Source organism: Parvimonas sp. C2, from assembly GCF_035282405.1.
Classification (GTDB): domain Bacteria; phylum Bacillota; class Clostridia; order Tissierellales; family Peptoniphilaceae; genus Parvimonas.
Genome location: NZ_JAYKBP010000004.1, coordinates 61,034 through 79,918 on the forward strand (window position 1 = coordinate 61,034; position 18,885 = coordinate 79,918).

Consider the following 18,885-nt stretch of genomic DNA (forward strand, 5'->3'; position numbering starts at 1 on the left):
GAAAGTTTAAATAGAAACATACTGTAATGTAAATGTATGAATACTTCCTTGAATTGCTACATTTCTTCGTTTAAATAGAAACATACTGTAATGTAAATCCTATTTATATTTCATCTGATAAATCTTCAATTTCGTTTAAATAGAAACATACTGTAATGTAAATAAAAGCTTGTAGCAATGAGTCATCATCTGTCCTCGTTTAAATAGAAACATACTGTAATGTAAATTGAATATTAACTATTGTTCCTTCAATTAATTTTATTGTTTAAATAGAAACATACTGTAATGTAAATTTTGTAGTAATTACAGGAATTTTAATAGTTTTTGGTTTAAATAGAAACATACTGTAATGTAAATGTATTACCTATTTTTGAATAAGTGTTTTCGTCTTGTTTAAATAGAGACATACTGTAATGTAAATCAGAAAACACGGAGCATATATGACTAGCGAAACTTGTTTAAATAGAGACATACTGTAATGTAAATATTTCCCTTGCAAAATTTGCTTCTGTACCATATTTTGTTTAAATAGAGACATACTGTAATGTAAATTTAAGTCTAAAAATCCGTTATCCACATTAAACAAATAAGGGTTTAAATAGAGACATACTGTAATGTAAATGTAGTTATGTTGCACCATCTTGCTAATATCAATATGTTTAAATAGAGACATACTGTAATGTAAATACTTTTAAAGATATTCAAAAACAAATGAATTTAAAAAAGTTTAAATAGAGACATACTGTAATGTAAATGGGAATTTTTGTGGTAAAACCATTAGTTTGTTTGAGTTTAAATAGAGACATACTGTAATGTAAATTAAGTTTTCTTAAAACTCTGTAAGCTGATGTTGCGTTTAAATAGAGACATACTGTAATGTAAATTCAACAAAAGTGTTTTTAACTCTAACTATATTATAGTTTAAATAGAGACATACTGTAATGTAAATGTAGTTATGTTGCACCATCTTGCTAATATCAATATGTTTAAATAGAGACATACTGTAATGTAAATAAAGGAACTTATGTCGAAGTTGGTCACCAAGGTGGGTTTAAATAGAGACATACTGTAATGTAAATATATTTGCAGATACCACAAAAGAAGAATTAATAAAGTTTAAATAGAAACATACTGTAATGTAAATAAAGGTTTTTCAAGTGAAAGTTTTAATAGTGGGGGATTTAAATAGAAACATACTGTAATGTAAATTAGTGTAGATATAGAAAATTCACTACTTAACAAAACATCATTTAAATAGAAACATACTGTAATGTAAATGTAGTATCGTTATATTCCATTGTGCAACCTTTTTATTTAAATAGAAACATACTGTAATGTAAATTCCATAACTTCATCGCATTTCTTATTAATTGAAAAGTTTAAATAGAAACATACTGTAATGTAAATAATCTTCAACTTTATAAATAGAATAAATAAAGTTGTGTTTAAATAGAAACATACTGTAATGTAAATGGACTTCCTTTATATTCTGTTTTTAATTCAGGAATTGGTTTAAATAGAAACATACCGTAATGTAAATCTTGAAAATTCACTTTCTAACTGATTTGCTTTTAGTTTAAATAGAAACATACTGTAATGTAAATAAAAGAGGAGTTCCTCCATTTAATTTTCCTTTATAGATTCAAATAGCAATATACTATAATTTCGTAGGGTAGTCAAACTTTTTACATTGAGACGGCGATTAAAGTCTTGATTTAGAGTGTTGAAAAAGTTATTATAATATTACAAATTCTAATAGAGTTATTTCTGTATTTTGATTAGCAGTTATGCTATAATATAAAAAAACTACAAAACTAATTATAATAAATGTTTCCTATTTTTTTGACACAGTGGTATGATAGTTTTAGGAGGTTGTCCAATGAACGAATTTAATAAGTACAAAATACTAAGTGCAGGAAAGGCATTTGGACATAGGGCTAAAATTGCTTTATTATTACTTGATAGTAGTACGGCTTATGAAGAACTTAAAGAGGAAGCTGCACAAACTTCAGTTGCAGGAAGTTATGATTGTGTAGGTGGTTTTCCTGCAGAAATACTTGAAAGAATAATAATTGAATTGATATGCTGTGATACATGGTATTTGCCTGACAATGTAAAATTTTGGGACAGGCGTTTTGGGAGTCTGTTTGAGACAAAGTTTTTTTGTTATGATAATGATGTAGAAACTTGGAGTAAGATACTGAATAAATTCTTTGTAAAGCTACAGTGGATGCCAAAAAGAGAAGATTATAGTTCAACAAAAAGTTTCAATAATGCTTGGGGATATTTTGCAGAACTTTTAGCAGTTGTAAAAGAAAATAATCATCCTGAATTCAATGATTATTATGAGATTGCAATAAAAAATGGTATGAATGAAGCGGTATTTGAAAAAAAGCTAAAAAAGTTGTCTGAAATAAAACAGTCATTTATTAATGTTTAGATAAATTAAGTTTGGAGTCAGAGCTGGTGATGCTGTAGTAGCAGTTATATTTTCCTATTGCACTAAGTCGTTTAACATATATAGGAGATATATTAAAATGGATATTTTATTTTTACAAGTAGTTTTATATTGTTTATTATTCACATTATTAGTTGCTTTATCATTTAGAGGAAATACGATTAATATTATATATTTTTATCCTAAATCCGTTATAGATAAGGTTGTTGAATTTGGTTATACAGATTATAAAACAATTAAAAGAAAAAAGATTATATTTTATTCTCTATTTATTGTTCTTATGTTTGGAAGTTTGATATTAATTGTTGGATTATGGAATGAAATCAAGGATTTTAAACAGGCATTTATTCAATTAAATATTTTTCTTCAATCTTGGAATATCTTTGATGGAGCGGTTATGGATATTTTATGGACTAAGAACAGCAAAAATTTAAAAATCAAAGGCATAGAGGATAGAGAGTATATACCTAGTGTTTTAGATGTAATTAAAAAGAGAATTATTTTTATTCCTGTTTTATTTTTAGTGGCTTTAATTTTAGCTAAAATCATTGTACTTATATATTAAATTATTTGGCAGTATATAATGAATAGTTTGTTTTAAACTGAATCAATAAGATCATGGAAAAGATATACTTTTATGATTAGAACAAGATTAAATATTATTGATAGTTTTTTAAAAAATATAATAGTAATATAAAGCGCAAATATTATTGGATGTAAATTGAAAAATTATGAATCCATTATTTTACAAAAGGATGTAATGTAATTTCTTTCTTTAATAATTCTTTAAATACATTATTTAGTTTAAATAGAAACATATTGTAAGCAAATTAGATATTTAAAATAACTATTATACTTAGTCAAAATATAAATGCATTTTAATTGAAAATTATTATACAAATCGGTTATAATATATATTACTAAAAAAGATTTTAAGTTTTAAATTAATATTATTTTTTATATATTTTTTTGATAAAATTAGTAATATTTAAGGAGGGGAAATGAAAGCTATATTATTTGATTTGGATGGAACTTTGCTTCCTTTGGATGAAAAATTATTTGTTGATATTTATTTTACGGAATTGTCAAAAGTTTTTTCAGAGTATAACATTGAAAGTAACAAGCTTGTTGAAGCTATTTGGACCGCAACTCATGAAATAATTAAAAATGACGGGAAGAGAACTAATGAAGAGGCTTTTTGGGAGAAGTTTAAGAGTATTATAAATATTGATTTATCAAATGTTAAAGAAGTATTGGAAAAGTTTTATGCAAATGAGTTTTTTACTAAGCTAAAGAAGTGCTCGACTGAAAATAATTTAGCAAAAGTTGCAGTTAATCTTGCAAAGAAAAATGGAAGAAAAGTTGTTCTCGCTACTAATCCGGTTTTTCCTATAGATGCATTAGTTAGATTAAAATGGACAGGACTTGATATTGATGACTTCGATTATGTTACTCATTATAGTAATAGTTCTTTTTCAAAGCCAAATCCTAAATATTATTTAGATTTATGTAAAAAACTGGATGTTGAACCAAAGGAGTGTTTAATGATTGGAAATGATGAAAGACAAGATATTTTTGCGGCGAGTAGTGCCGGGATGAATTGTTATTTAGTAACTGATTATCTTTATACTTATCCTGAATGTAAAGTAAATTGCGAAAAAGGAAGCTTTAAAGATTTAATTGAAAAGCTAAAAGTTTTATAATTGAAATATTTATAAATTAAAAAGACAACAATTAGTTTAAATTGCTGTCTTTTTTGATGTTCTTGTTTAAAATTAATAAAATTTAAATGTTATCTATTGTTATTAAAATACTTTTTATTTACATAGACCAAGGAAATTTCATTCTAAATAAAGCTTTATGAGATCTCTCGACTACACTCGAGATGACGTAGGGGGAGATATTCTTTGAATAGTAAAAAGACGTGAATTATTTCACTATTACACAATTATTCTCTCAAATTTACTATTGTTTACAAGTAAACAAAGTTAGGATTAGATTGACTTAGTTTCACATTGTTCAACCATACTATATATGATGCGTCGGGAGACATTCTAAAGATGACGTTCTTATTTCTTTTTAGCTATTAAGAATTTTATTTTTATTCCTAATGATTTGAATTTGTTTTCATATTCTGTTTCTATATTTTGTGGATAGTCAAAGTTTGCTAAGTCATAAGTTATTAGTATTACTTCAAAACCATTTTCGTTAAAGTATTCTAAACTTGCTTTGAAAAGATCGTCGTCATCCGTTTTAAAGTGTATTTCTCCTTCTTCTATAAGTAGTTTATTGTATTTTGCTAAAAAGTTAGGATGAGTGAGTCTCCTTTTATGATGTCTTTTCTTTGGCCAAGGGTTACAGAAATTTATGTAAATTCTGGATATGGAATTTTCGCTAAAAATTTCATTTATTTTTTCTATATTTGTGGGAATTGCACGAACATTTAATAATTCTAAATCCCTAATTTTTCTTGTTGCATATACAATAGCATTTGTGTCCAAGTCCAATATACAGTAATTAATATTTTTGTTTACATCAGCAATTTCACTTATAAATTTTCCTTTTCCACAACCAAGTTCAAGATTAATAGGATTTGTATTTTTAAATTCTTCATTCCATTTTCCTTTTAAACTTTCTGCATTAAATATTACCTGAGCATTTTCTTTCATTTCCGGGACTGCCCACCATTTTTTTCTAAGTCTCATTAATTTTCCTTTCATAAAAAATTTTTTCATCATAATTATTATATCATATTTTTGAATTTTATATTTATTTTATAAAAAATTTAAAAAATTTTTTAACTACTAATAGTAATATTTTTATATCCACCAAAATATTTTTAGAAATACCACAAAACATACTATATATAGTTCAAAATAAAATTTTATTTCTATATATATTTTGTTTTGTAATGGGTATAAATTTTCGGAGGTGATTTTATTGAAGATTATAAAGAGAGATTTATCAGAAGTATCATTTGATATTTCAAAGATAGAAAATGCAATTTATAAAGCATTTGTTAGTGTTGGTGATGAAGATAAAAAGTTACTTTCAAAACAATTGGCAGAAGAGGTTTTTGAAAGTATTTTACAAGATAAGGCAGAAAATTCAAGTATAAGTGTTGAAGAAGTTCAAGATTATGTTGAAAAGACTTTAACTAAGAATAATCATTATGAAACTTTGAAAAGCTATATCTTATATAGAGAAAAGAGAAATTCACTAAGAAAAGAATTAAATTCTTTTAGAGAATATATTGAAGATGAAAGTTTAATTGAAGTACTTGCTAAAATTCAAAAAGATTTTTCAACAGAAGGTTACGAGCTTGACAGATTATGTAGAAAGTTTTTGTCCTTTGTTAAACCAAATTCAACTTTGAATGAAAAAGTTGAGCTTTTGATAAAGGCATCTTCTGAATTAACTTCAAAGGAAAATCCGAATTGGGAGTATATTTCTGCTAGAATTTATGCTTATAAAATTCATAAAGAGATTTCAAATTATGAAAAAGAATGGCATATTGTTGATTTTAAATCAAAGATACAAGCTTTGACAAAAGCTAATTTATATGGGGAATATATTTTAGAAAATTATTCAAGTGATGATATTGATGAGCTTGAAAAGTATATAGATAATAGTAGAGATGAGTTATTTACTTATTCATCTTTAGATTTAGTATATAAGAGATATTTAATTTGTGATTCACATAAAAAAGTAATTGAAACAATGCAAGAGATGTTTATGGGTATTGCGATGCATCTTGCAATTCCTGAAAAAGATAGAGTTTCCTTTGCAAAAAAAGTTTATGACGTGCTTAGTAATTTAAAGGCGACTGTGGCGACTCCTACAATGTCAAATGCGAGAAAGCCATTCCATCAACTTTCTTCTTGTTTCATAGATACAGTTCCCGATACTTTAAAAGGAATTTATAGAAGTATAGATAATTTTGCCCAAGTTTCTAAACATGGTGGTGGAATGGGACTATATTTTGGAAAAGTTCGTGCAAGTGGTTCTGATATTCGTGGATTTAAAGGTGTTGCAGGTGGAGTTATCAGATGGATAAAACTTGCTAATGACACAGCAGTTGCTGTTGATCAACTAGGGGTTAGACAAGGTTCTTGTGCTGTTTATTTAGATGTATGGCATAGGGATATTCCTGAGTTTTTAAATCTTAGAACAAATAATGGTGATGATAGAATGAAAGCACATGATGTTTTCCCTGCAATTTGTTTCCCTAATTTATTCTGGCGTTTAGCAAAGGAAAACATAAATTCTAATTGGTATTTATTCTGTCCACATGAAGTAAAGGAAGTAATGGGCTTCTGTTTGGAAGATTTTTATGGAGAAGAGTGGGAAGAAAAATACAGACTTTGTATTAAAGAGCCTAGACTTGATAAAAGAGTTTTAACTGTAAAAGATTTAGTTAAATTAATTCTTAAAAGTCAAGTTGAAACTGGAACACCTTTTATTTTTAATAGAGATAATGCAAATAATGCTAATCCAAATTCACATAAGGGAATGATTTACTCTTCTAACCTTTGTACTGAAATAATGCAAAATATGAAAGAAATTTTAGATGTTGAAGATAAAATTTTACAAATAGATGGAGAAGATCATGTTGTAACTGATGTTAAAGCTGGAGATTTTGTAGTTTGTAATCTTGCAAGTTTAGTTCTTGGAAATATTGACCTACAAAATGATGAAGAAATGGAATTTGTAGTTTCTACAATGATAAGGGCATTGGACAATGTAATCGACTTAAATTACTATCCAACACCTTTTGCTAAAATAACAAATTCAAAATATAGAGCAATTGGACTTGGTACGAGCGGATATCATCATGCTCTTGTAAAAAATAAAATTATGTGGCAAACTGAAGAACATCTAGAATTTATGGACAAGGTTTATGAAAAAATAAATTATTTTGCTATTAAGGAAAGTTCAAAAATTGCTGAAGAAAAAGGAAGCTATAAATATTTTGAAGGCTCAGAGTGGCAAAATGGAAAATATTTTGAAAAAAGAGATTATAATTCTAAAGAATGGATTGAACTTAAAGAAAAAGTTGCTAAAAACGGACTTAGAAATGCTTATCTTTTAGCAGTTGCTCCGACAGGTTCAACTTCAATTATTGCAGGAACTACAGCGGGTGTAGATCCTGTTATGATGAGATATTTCCTTGAAGAGAAAAAAGGTTCAATTATTCCGAGAGTTGCTCCTGATTTAACTCCTGAAACTTTTTGGCTATATGAAAATGCTCACGAAGTAGATCAAACTTGGTCTATAAAAGCGGGTGGAGTTAGACAGAGACATATTGATCAAGGACAAAGTTTAAATCTTTATATCACGACAGATTATAAGATGAGTCAAATTTTAAAACTTTTGATTTTATCTTGTGAAGTTGGATTAAAGAGTATTTACTATATAAGAAGTAAGAGTTTAGATATTGAAGAATGTGATAGCTGTTCAGCATAGGAAGGAGATATTATGGAATTAAATAAAAAAGCTCTATTTAATGAAAATGGCGATATTGAATTGTCAAAAAGAAAAATGATAAACGGAAATACGACAAATTTAAATGATTTTAACAATGTAAAATATACTTGGACAAATGAATGGTATCGTAATGCCATGAATAATTTTTGGATTCCGGAGGAAATAAATTTGTTCCAAGATTTAAAAGATTATAAAATGTTGGATGAATATGAAAAAACTGCTTTTGATAAAGTTTTAAGTTTTCTTATATTTTTAGACAGTATTCAAACTGCTAATCTTCCATATATCGGAGAGTATATTACAGCAAATGAAATCAATCTTTGTCTCACTATCCAAGCTTATCAAGAAGCTATTCATTCTCAAAGTTATGGATATATGTTAGATAGTATATGTTCTCCTGAAGAAAGAACAAATATTTTATATCAATGGAGAGATGATGAACATCTTCTTGCAAGAAATAAATTTATTGGAGACTTATATAATGAGTTTCAAGTAAATAAAGACCCTTACAGTCTAGTAAAGACAATGGTTGCAAATTATATTCTTGAAGGGGTTTACTTCTATTCAGGATTTATGTTCTTCTATAATTTAGGAAGAAATGGAAAAATGCCCGGATCTGTACAAGAAATCAGATATATAAATAGGGATGAAAATACACATCTTTGGTTATTCAAAAAAATGCTTTTAGAATTACAAAATGAAGAACCAGAATTATTTACAGAAGAAAAAGTTGCTGTATATAAAGATATGATTAAAACAGGTGTAGAACAAGAAATTGCTTGGGGAAAATATGTTTTGGGAGAAAACATTCCTGGTCTTACAATGCAAATGGTTGAAGATTATATTAAATATCTTGGAAACCTTAGAAGTACAGCTTTAAACTTTGGAAAACTTTATGATGGTTATGATGAAGAACCTGAAAGTATGAAGTGGGTTAGTGAATATTCTGATCCAAATGCGATAAAGACAGATTTCTTTGAAGCAAAGCCTTCAGCATATTCAAAATCAAGTGTAATTGATGACGATTTAGATGATTTATAAAAATATAAAAACTACTTTTTTGATTTTTCAATTAAGTAGTTTTTTTTTACAAAAATTTTGATTTTAGCTATTGCAAAAATAAATTAATAGTAGTATAATATTAACACAAATAAGAATTATTTGCATTAAAGAAATTTTAAGGAGGATTATTTATGAATATAAAATTGAAAAAAATTATTTCAATTATTATGATTAGCTGTATGTTTTTAATTGCTTGTTCATCAAATAAAGATGAAAAAAATAAAGAGCAAAAAACTACAGAACAAAAAGGAAATAAGAAAGTTATTTATACAACTTTTTTCCCTGTAACAGATCTTACAAAGAGAATTGTTGGAGATAAAATGGAGGTTAAAACAATAATAAAAGGAAATCAAGAACCACATTCCTTTGAACTTAAAGCGGGAGATATGCAGGAAATTGTAAAAGCAGACTTGATTATTTATAATGGTGCAAATATGGAGTCTTTTATTTCTGCTATTGAAGATACTGTTAAGGATAAAAATAAATTTTTAAATCTATCACAAGGATTGACTTTGTTAGAAAGTGGAGATGGGTTGGAAGAGGAAGAAGAACACGGAGATAAAGATGGGGACAAACATGACGATGAACATGGACATAATCATAAACACGGACATGATCATAAACATGGACATGATAAAACAAATCCACATACATGGCTTAGTGTAAAAAATGCTATTATACAACTTGACACTATTTATAAAAAAGTTTCTTCTATAGACCCTGAAAATGAAGCTTATTACAAGGAAAATCTAAAAAAAGCACAAGATGAATTTAGAGCTTTAGATAAAAAATTTGAAACAGAGCTTTCAAAAGTTAAGAGTAAACAAAAGTATTTTGTTGTAAGTCATGCTGCTTTCAACTATTTAGCAAATGATTATGGATTAAAGCAAGTTGCAGTAACAGGTATATCACCAGAGGATGAACCATCAGCAAAGCAACTTCAAAAAATTGCCGACTTTGTTAAGAAGTATAAGATAAATACAATTTTCTTTGAAGGAAAAGCAACTCCAAAAGTTGCAGAAACTCTTGCTAAAAACACAAACACAAAGACTGATACTTTATACACAATGGAAAATTTGACAGATGAAGAAATTAAAATGGGATATTTAAAATTAATGGAATTAAATTTAAAAGCTTTAGTTAAATCTTTTAATGAATAGGAGGAGATTATGAGTAAAAATTTAAAAAAGAAAATTACAAAAATGAATTTAATTTTAGTTTGTAGTGCAGTTTTACTTGCAAGTTGTACGAAGAAAAAGGAAGAAACAAAACAAAGTACTTCTAAAAACTTTGAATTTGTTGAAAAAGAAACGAAATATAAAAAAGATGAAACAACAGAAGTTTTAATTGATGCTGAAATAAAAAAAGATGATATTGTAAGATCTTATAAACATGGAGATCATTGGCATGTATTTACTAAAGACGGTAAAGAACATATTACTTATACAGATCCTTCAAAATTGGGAAATGGAAATTCATTATCTCTTGTTAGTGTTGTTTCAAGAAATAAATTAAGAGGATTAAATGTAACATCAATATTAAAACATGGAGATCACTGGCATGTTTATACAGCTGATGGGAATGAATATTTAACTTATGAAGATCCATCAAGTATGTTTCCTAATATTACAGTAGGAACTTATGTAGGTTCACATAATTCACATAGAAACAGAAGAAATTCAAATAACTATTCACATGCAAATATTATTGAAGAGAAAAAAGATAGAGTAGTAAAAATTTTGAGACATGGAGATCATTGGCACATTTATACTGCAAGTGGTAAAGAATATATTAGCTACACAGATCCAACCTCAAAATATCCTGATGCAGAAGTCGGAGAATATCAAGGAAATCACGGAGATTCACAAGATAATACAGAGAAAGAAAAACCAAGTGAGAAACCTAATGTTCCAAGTGCTAGTGAGAAATTATATGAAGCTAGAAAAAATTTAAATATAATAAATGTTTTGGGAAAAGATCCTGTTAACAGATATGATATAGTAAAAATTTTAAAACATGGAGACCATTATCATATTTATGATTCAAAAGGAAATGAAGGAATAACATATACTGACCCGAGATCTCTTTATCCTGAAGCTGAGTTTGGCGAATATAAGGGAAGTCATGGAGACGAAAATAAAAAACCATTTGAATGGCCAAAAGGTGTAACAAAAATTGTAGATCATGGAGATCATTGGCATTTATATGTGGGAGATAAGGAAGTTGGAGTTGTTCATGAAAACCCTAGAAGCCGTTATCCTAATGCTGAATATATTAAAGAGGGAAGTGATCACTCAGATATAGGTGTAGATGAAAAAGAATTATTTACTTATGAAAGTGTAAAAGCTGAAATAAAAGACAAAGTAATCCCATATCTGGACAGTAACCTTAGAGCGATGAGACATTATGGAGATTTGGATACAACATTACCTGTTTATGGTTCAAATGGAGTGAAAAAGGGAATATTCTACTGGTTACATGGAAATCACTATCATGCTATAACTATAAAACAAATTATTCAAAATGCAAAAGCAGGTCAATATGGAGATTGTACAGCAAAAGAAATAGTAGCTGCTTTGAAATATATAATTCAAAATCCTGGTAAAGATATTGAATCAAAAGTAACTGTTGATAGAGAAGAAGTATTGAAGTATCTTAGAAAAGTATATAATTTAGAAGATGAAATGGATGCTTATACTATAGGTGATATTGCATATGTTTATGCAAATGGAGAAACATATACATTCAGTTTAGCTGATTTTGAAAAGGTAAATGGAGAAATTAGATATAAAAAGAAACTTCCACAAATTCCAAAAAAAGCTGATTCAAATGAGAAAAAGTCTGAAGAAAAGGAAGATGCTACAGAATTACCTAAACAAAATGAAGAAGATAAAAAACTTCCAAGTGTAGATAAATCTGAAAAAGAAACTAAAAACTCTACTACAAAGTCTGAAGATAAAAAAGTTGATGAAAAGAAAAATGAAGAAAAAACAAAAACAGATAAACCAACAAAATCAGACGAAAACAAAGAAGAAAAGGAAAATAAAAATAATTAGTTTTATAATTTAATAAATTTTCTAAATTTAAAATCACTCAATTATAGAGTAAAATCTGTATTGAGTGATTTTTTGTGAATAAACAAGTTTATTTTAAATAAAATTTTTTAATTAAAAAAATTTTTTTCTAAATATGTTTATAAATTATATTTTATGTGGTATAATATATCTGTAATTAATTAGCACTCAAGTTAATAGACTGCTAATAACTTTAATAGGAGGGATATTATGAAATTAAAACCAATAGGAGATAAATTAGTTATAGAAATGGTTGAGGTAGAAGAAAAGACAAGTTCTGGGATAGTTCTTCCTACTTCTGCAAAAGAGGCACCAAGTGTTGCTAAAGTTTTGGCAATTGGTGATGAAATTTTAAAAGATGAAGATAAAAAAGATTTAATTAAAGTTGGAGATAAAGTAATTTTCTCAAAATATGCAGGAACTGAAGTTAAACTTGATAAAAAAGAATATATTGTTGTAAAAATTGCTGATGTTTTAGCAGTAGTTGAAGATTAGGAGGTTTTTTAAATGGCTAAAGAAATTAAATTTAATGAAGAAGCAAGAAAAGGAATGGAAGCTGGTATTAATAAACTTTCAGATACAGTTAAAGTTACTCTTGGACCTAAAGGAAGAAATGTAGTTTTAGATAAAAAATTCGGTTCACCACTTATTACAAATGATGGTGTTACTATTGCAAGAGAAATTGAATTGGAAGATCCTTATGAAAATATGGGAGCTCAACTTGTTAAAGAAGTTGCAACTAAGACAAATGATGTTGCAGGTGATGGTACAACTACAGCAACACTTTTAGCTCAAGCAATTATTAGAGAAGGATTAAAGAATGTTGCAGCCGGAGCAAATCCTATGATTATTCAAAAGGGAATTAAAAAGGCAGTTGAAAAGGCAGTTGAAGGAATTAAAGAATTTTCAAAACCTGTTGAAACAAAAGAAAGTATTGCTCAAGTAGCATCAATTTCTGCAGCTGATGAAGAAGTTGGAAAATTAATTTCTGATGCAATGGAAAAAGTTGGAAAAGACGGTGTTATCACTGTTGAAGAATCTAGAAGTATGGGAACAACTTTAGAAGTTGTTGAAGGTATGCAATTTGATAGAGGATATGTTTCTCCTTATATGGTAACTAATACTGAAAAAATGGAAGCTGAACTTGAAGATCCATATATTTTAATTACTGATAAAAAGATTACTAATATTCAAGAAGTTTTACCTGTATTAGAACAAATTGTTCAACAAGGAAAACCACTTTTGATTATTGCTGACGATGTAGAAGGCGAAGCAATGGCAACACTTGTTGTTAATAAATTAAGAGGAACATTCAACTGTGTAGCTGTAAAAGCACCTGCTTTTGGAGATAGAAGAAAAGATATGTTACAAGATATTGCAATTTTAACAGGTGGTACAGTTATTTCAGAAGATTTAGGATATGAATTAAAAGAAACTTCTATTGAAATGTTAGGTAAAGCAAGAAGAGTAACTGTTGGAAAAGAACTTACTGTTATCGTAAATGGTGCTGGAGAACAATCAGCTATTGAAGAAAGAGTTGCTTTAATTAGAAATCAAATAGAAATAAGCGATTCTGAATATGATAGAGATAAATTACAAGAAAGACTTGCTAAACTTGCAGGTGGAGTTGCAGTAATTCAAGTTGGTGCAGCTACTGAAACAGAACTTAAAGAAAGAAAGTTAAGAATTGAAGATGCACTTGCAGCTACAAGAGCAGCAGTTGAAGAAGGTATTGTTCCTGGTGGTGGAACTGTATTATTAAATGTAATTCCAAAAGTTAAAGCACTTCTTGAAGAAACTAATGGAGACGAAAGAACAGGTGTTAATATAATTGTTAAAGCGCTTGAAGAACCTGTTAGACAAATTGCAATCAATGCAGGTTTAGAAGGTTCAGTTATCGTTGAAAATGTTAAAAATGCAGAAGCTGGAATTGGTTTTGATGCTTTAAGTGAAAAATATGTAAATATGCTTGAAAGCGGAATTGTTGATCCTACAAAAGTTACTAGATCAGCACTTCAAAATGCATCAAGTGTTGCATCAATGGTTTTAACAACAGAAGCTGCTGTTGCTGATGTAACTAAAGATGAACCAATGGGACAAATGCCTGGTGGAATGAATCCTGGAATGGGTTATATGTAGAAAGTAGTTAACTTATAGCTAAATTTATGGTAAAATAGAACTTGGATAAACCGAGTTCTTTTTTTATGGAGTTTTTATGATTAAAATATTTTTTAATATCATGTTTTTAGTTAGTATTTCTATTTTAGTTATACATCAAAGTTTTTATTATTATCAATTTAATAAGATTTTTAAAAAATTGAAAAATTTAAGTGAAGAGAGAAATATAATTGAAGATAGAAATTTAATTTTAGAGTACAATTATAATCTCGCACAGCTTAATTATATTTTTTGTGTATATTTTTGTGGGTTGATGAAAAAAATTCTATATAAAAAGAATAATTTTGAATATGTTGAATAGGAGAAAATTTTGAAAGATTATTTATTTATATATAAAAATGAAGAAAAAATTGAATATGGAAAAGTTTTAAATTCAAAATTAAACTCCTATTTTGTAAAAACATTTAGTGATTTTGAAATTGGAGACATATATAGAGCAAGGGTTGTAAAAAAAGTTGATGCATTACAATGTTTTTTTGTAGAACTTAAAAATGGAAAAAATGGATTTTTAGACTTCAAAGATACTATTGGAGAAGTAAAAGTTGGAGATGTAATATTTGTTGAAATTTACAAAATTAATGCAGGAGAAAAAGCACCTAATGTTTCAATGAATTTTTCTGTTTCTTCAATGTTTTCAGTTATATCTTACAAAAATAGAGAAGATATTTTGATTTCAAAAAAATTAAAAGAATATAATTTTGACTTTGAGAAGATAAAAAATATAAAATCAAATTTTTCAGTAAAATTGAGAACAAAAAGTATCGATTGTGATGAATATACTTTATTGAATGATATAAGAAAAAATGTAGAAAAAATGCAAGAAATAGTGGATAGTTTAAATAATTTACCTGTTCCGAAATTAATCTACAAAAAGGAGAATTTTTTAGATGACTTTTTATTTGAAAATGAAAAACATTGCTGTATATTAAGTGATAAAGAGCTGTATAAGAGTTTTAAAGATAATAAATTTTTGAAAAATGAATTAAAATACAATGATGAATATTCTCCAAGATATGACTACAATATTGGAGTATATCTTGAGGGATTAAATAAAAAAACAATTGAAGTTGAAGATATAAATATAGTTATAGAAAAAACGGAAGCCCTTACAGTAATAGATGTAAATTCAAAGAAAAAAACAAGTGAAATAAATAAAAGTAAAAATGCTTTAAGTGTAAATTTAATAGCAATTGAAGAAATTATTAGACAGATTTCTTTTAGGGATATTTCAGGGATAATAATTGTAGATTTTATAAATATGAAAACAAAAGAAAGAGAAATTTTAGAAGAAAAAATTAAGGAAATACAAATCTTTGACAATAAGATTTGGAATTTTCACGGATTTACAAAACTTGGATTATATGAAATTACAAGACAAAGAGGAAAATAATGGAATTAAAAAATTTAGAAATAATTGATAATACCAATGAGGGACTTGGAGTTGCAAAAAGTGAAGAAGGAATAGTTTTTGTAAAAGGTGGACTTGTTGGAGATATTGTCGATGTTGAAATAACACAAAAAAAGAAAAAATTTTCTAACGGATATGTAAAAAAATATTTGAAATATAGTGAATACAGAGAAAATTTATATGATGAAAAACTAACAGATATCTATCATTTTATAAATCTAAAATATGAAAAAGAACTTGAATTAAAGAAAAAGATGTTTTTAGACAGCCTTAGAAAAAATACAGCCATAGAATTAGAGCATGTTGAAATTTTAGAGAATAAAAACAACTTAAATTATAGAAATAAAATTGAATTAAAGACGAATGAAGATTTTGAACTTTGCTACTGTGTGGATAATGGGGAAAGTAAAATAAAACTTGAAAATTGTCCATTAAGTGATGAGTGTATAAATAAATTTCTTCCGTTTTTACAAGCAAAATTAAAAGAATTTAAAATTAAATCCTATGATGTAAATACGGATGATGGAATTTTAAAAAATATCAGTATAAGGTCAAATTTCAATTCTGAAATTATGATTACTGTTGTTGTAAAAGAAAATATAGTAGAAGCTCAAAATTTTGTAAAAAGTTTAAGTGAATATGAAAAATTGGTAAGTGGATATATAAATATAAATCCTAAAAAAGCAAGTATTATTATGGGACTAGAAAGTAAATTAATATTTTCGAAGAAATGCTTTACAGATAAAATCGGAAAATATGAATTTAATATTTCCCCAAAGAGCTTTTTTCAAGTAAATAGATTTCAAACTGAAAATTTATATAAAATAGCTAAAGATTTTTTAGGAGAAAACAAAGATAAGAATTTGTTGGATTTATATTCAGGTATAGGAACTACAAGCATATATTTTGCAGAAAATTTTAAAAAAGTAATTGGTGTAGAAGTTGTAAAAGATGCAGTAAAAGACGCTAAAGAAAATTTAAAACTAAATGATGTAAAAAATGTTGGGTTTTTATATGGAAAAAGTGAAGAAAAAATCGAAGAAATATTAAAAAATAATAACATAGATATAATATCCGTAGATCCTCCACGAAAAGGACTTGATAAAAAGGTTGTAGATACAATTATTAAAAGTAATATCAAAAAAGTTGTATATGTAAGTTGTAACGGAGCAACATTGACAAGAGATTTAAAACATTTTATTGACGGTGGATTTGAATTAAAGAAAGTAAAACTATGTGATATGTTTAGTAAAACAGCACATTGTGAAGTTGTTGTTTTGATTGAGATGATGTAAGAATAGGAATAATACTATGTATACTTTAATATTTTTATTGGAGGTAAAATGAGCAAGAAAAAATATTTAGAAAATCCAATTGAATATTCAGCTTTGTCATACTGGAAAAATAAAAATTTCAAAGTTCCTGATAATATGAAAATAGTTAATGATAAGTATTTCTCAAAAGATTTATTAAAAGATTTCAATGATGATATTTATTTTAAATTAGTTCACAACTTAAATAATATTATTTTACATAGCCTATCTGAGAATTTTATTTTTTACAAATGTAGTATTGAAGAATTTGGCATTCATATAAATAGTTGTTACGATGATGAGGGAATAACAATAAAAGAATTAGAGTCTTATAAAGAACGTATAGTATATGATGAAGAATTGTGGATTTGTATTTTTGATAAATATAATAAAAAAATAGTTGCTACAGGAATTGCTGAATTTGATAAGGAAATAAAAGAGGGATATTTGGAGTGGATTCAAGTTTCAAAAGATTATAGAAAAAAAGGATTTGGAACAGTTATAGTAAATGAATTATTGTTTAGATTAAAGGAAAAGGCTGATTTTGTTACTGTTTCTGGGAAACTAAAAAATGAAAGCAATCCTGAAAATTTATATTTAAAATGCGGTTTTGAAAACAAAACAATATGGCATGTTTTGACAAAAAAGGAGATATTTTAAAATGGATAGTAAATTTGAAAAGATAAAAGTTCTTGAGAGTTCAAATACAAAAAAGGAATTGGATTTAAAATTATATGGAGAAGAACAGGCGAAGGCTGTACTGAAATTTCATAAGCAAATTGAGGAATACAAGAAAACTCCACTAATTTGTCTTACTAATTTAGCTTCAAAGTGGAATGTTGAGGAGATTTATGTAAAAGATGAGTCAAAGCGTTTTTCACTAAATGCATTTAAAGGACTTGGTGGAAGTTATGCTATGTTTAGAATTTTATGTGATGTATTAAATCTTAATCCGGATACCACTAGTTTAAATGATTTGTTATCAGATAAATATAAAAAAAGACTTGAACAGATTGAATTTGTAACATGTACAGATGGGAATCATGGTAGAGGTGTTTCTTGGGCATCAGGGTTATTTGGATGTAAAGCTCATGTATATATGCCTTATGGAACAGCGGAAGTTCGTGCGGAAGCAATTCGTAAAGTTGGACCTGCTGAGGTAGAGATTACAAATTTAAGTTATGATGATACAGTAAAATATGCTTTAGAAATAAGTAAAAAACATGGTTGGATTTTAATTCAAGATACTTCTTGGGATGGATATGAGAAAATTCCAACATGGATTATTCAAGGGTATCTTACAATGGCTTATGAAATCACTGAAGAATTAGAAAAATTAAATGTAATTCCTACACATATTTTTTTACAGGCAGGAGTTGGTTCAATGGCTGGAGGAATGATTGCATATTTTGTAGAACATTATAAGAATAATAAACCTATATTTACTATTGTGGAGTCAAATGTTGCAGATTGTATTTATCGTTCTGCAGAGATAGGAGATGGTAAATCTTACTCTGTAGGAGGAGCTCCAACTACCATTATGGCAGGATTGAATTGTGGCTCTGTTTGTAGTCTTATCTGGCCAATTGTTTGGAATTATACTGACTTTTATATTTCTGGTTCTGATGATATGGCAGTTGATGGAATTAGAGCCTATGCTTTTAGTGAAGGAGAAGATTCAAAAATTATTTCGGGAGAATCAGGAGCTTCAACAATGGGTGCATTACTTGGAGTTTTGACGGAACCTGCTATGGAAGAAACGAAGAAAAAGATGAGAATAGATGAAAATTCAGTTATCCTTTTAATTAATACCGAAGGAGATACCAATCCAGAAAATTATAGAAGAATTGTAGATGGAACTTTTAAATAATAAATTAAAGACTAAGCAAGGTAGCGTGATTATTT

15 protein-coding genes and 1 CRISPR repeat array (1 of these 16 running past the window's edge) are annotated in these 18,885 nt (G+C 27.3%); of the genes, 14 read left to right on the plus strand and 1 reads right to left on the minus strand.

Annotated elements, in window-relative coordinates:
- A CRISPR array of direct repeats spans window positions 1–1,604; the repeat unit is 30 nt; unit sequence GTTTAAATAGAAACATACTGTAATGTAAAT; it begins 2,026 nt to the left of the window's first position.
- Window positions 1,605–1,879: 275 nt separating this feature from the next.
- The 3 genes from VJI95_RS06590 to VJI95_RS06600 all read left to right on the plus strand — a co-directional run bounded on the left by VJI95_RS06590 (window position 1,880) and on the right by VJI95_RS06600 (window position 4,161).
- Complete coding sequence (locus tag VJI95_RS06590; protein ID WP_029948759.1) at window positions 1,880–2,440, plus strand: hypothetical protein; 561 nt, start codon at window positions 1,880–1,882, stop codon at window positions 2,438–2,440.
- Window positions 2,441–2,537: 97 nt separating this feature from the next.
- Entirely contained in the window at window positions 2,538–3,023 is a 486-nt protein-coding gene (locus tag VJI95_RS06595) for a hypothetical protein (protein ID WP_029948760.1), read from the plus strand.
- 436 nt (window positions 3,024–3,459) lie between these two features.
- Window positions 3,460–4,161 carry an HAD family hydrolase gene (locus VJI95_RS06600; RefSeq protein WP_118058916.1) on the plus strand — a complete coding sequence of 234 codons (702 nt, stop codon included), beginning with the start codon at window positions 3,460–3,462 and terminating at the stop codon, window positions 4,159–4,161.
- Window positions 4,162–4,527: 366 nt separating this feature from the next.
- Here VJI95_RS06600 and trmB read toward each other — a convergent pair whose 3' ends face one another.
- Window positions 4,528–5,163, minus strand: a complete 636-nt coding sequence (gene trmB / locus VJI95_RS06605; protein WP_324010750.1) for a tRNA (guanosine(46)-N7)-methyltransferase TrmB — start codon at window positions 5,161–5,163, stop codon at window positions 4,528–4,530.
- Window positions 5,164–5,398: 235 nt separating this feature from the next.
- On the opposite strand from trmB, the gene VJI95_RS06610 reads away from it, so the two are divergent.
- From VJI95_RS06610 to VJI95_RS06660, 11 genes are all read left to right on the plus strand, one after another.
- Window positions 5,399–7,924 carry a ribonucleoside-diphosphate reductase subunit alpha gene (locus tag VJI95_RS06610; RefSeq protein ID WP_324010751.1) on the plus strand — a complete coding sequence of 842 codons (2,526 nt, stop codon included), beginning with the start codon at window positions 5,399–5,401 and terminating at the stop codon, window positions 7,922–7,924.
- A 12-nt stretch (window positions 7,925–7,936) separates the two neighbouring features.
- Window positions 7,937–8,986, plus strand: coding sequence for a ribonucleotide-diphosphate reductase subunit beta (locus tag VJI95_RS06615; RefSeq protein WP_324010753.1), 1,050 nt, complete (start codon window positions 7,937–7,939; stop codon window positions 8,984–8,986).
- 152 nt (window positions 8,987–9,138) lie between these two features.
- Complete coding sequence (locus tag VJI95_RS06620; RefSeq protein WP_324010755.1) at window positions 9,139–10,167, plus strand: metal ABC transporter substrate-binding protein; 1,029 nt, start codon at window positions 9,139–9,141, stop codon at window positions 10,165–10,167.
- Between the two features lie 9 nt (window positions 10,168–10,176).
- On the plus strand, window positions 10,177–12,063 hold the full coding sequence (locus tag VJI95_RS06625) for a hypothetical protein (protein ID WP_324010757.1): 1,887 nt from the start codon (window positions 10,177–10,179) through the stop codon (window positions 12,061–12,063).
- Window positions 12,064–12,291: 228 nt separating this feature from the next.
- Window positions 12,292–12,576, plus strand: a complete 285-nt coding sequence (locus VJI95_RS06630; protein WP_323998481.1) for a co-chaperone GroES — start codon at window positions 12,292–12,294, stop codon at window positions 12,574–12,576.
- Window positions 12,577–12,588: 12 nt separating this feature from the next.
- Window positions 12,589–14,220, plus strand: a complete 1,632-nt coding sequence (gene groL, locus VJI95_RS06635) for a chaperonin GroEL (RefSeq protein WP_323998483.1) — start codon at window positions 12,589–12,591, stop codon at window positions 14,218–14,220.
- 76 nt (window positions 14,221–14,296) lie between these two features.
- Entirely contained in the window at window positions 14,297–14,560 is a 264-nt protein-coding gene (locus VJI95_RS06640; protein WP_324010759.1) for a hypothetical protein, read from the plus strand.
- 9 nt (window positions 14,561–14,569) lie between these two features.
- Window positions 14,570–15,649, plus strand: coding sequence for a ribonuclease E/G (locus VJI95_RS06645; RefSeq protein WP_324010761.1), 1,080 nt, complete (start codon window positions 14,570–14,572; stop codon window positions 15,647–15,649).
- On the plus strand, window positions 15,649–16,962 hold the full coding sequence (gene rlmD, locus VJI95_RS06650; protein WP_324010762.1) for a 23S rRNA (uracil(1939)-C(5))-methyltransferase RlmD: 1,314 nt from the start codon (window positions 15,649–15,651) through the stop codon (window positions 16,960–16,962). The genes VJI95_RS06645 and rlmD overlap by 1 nt, the downstream gene beginning before the upstream one ends.
- A gap of 48 nt (window positions 16,963–17,010) precedes the next feature.
- Complete coding sequence (locus tag VJI95_RS06655) at window positions 17,011–17,640, plus strand: GNAT family N-acetyltransferase (RefSeq protein ID WP_324010764.1); 630 nt, start codon at window positions 17,011–17,013, stop codon at window positions 17,638–17,640.
- Window position 17,641: 1 nt separating this feature from the next.
- Window positions 17,642–18,850: a diaminopropionate ammonia-lyase gene (locus VJI95_RS06660; protein ID WP_324010766.1), complete on the plus strand. Its 1,209-nt coding sequence runs from the start codon at window positions 17,642–17,644 to the stop codon at window positions 18,848–18,850.
- Window positions 18,851–18,885 lie beyond the last annotated feature (35 nt).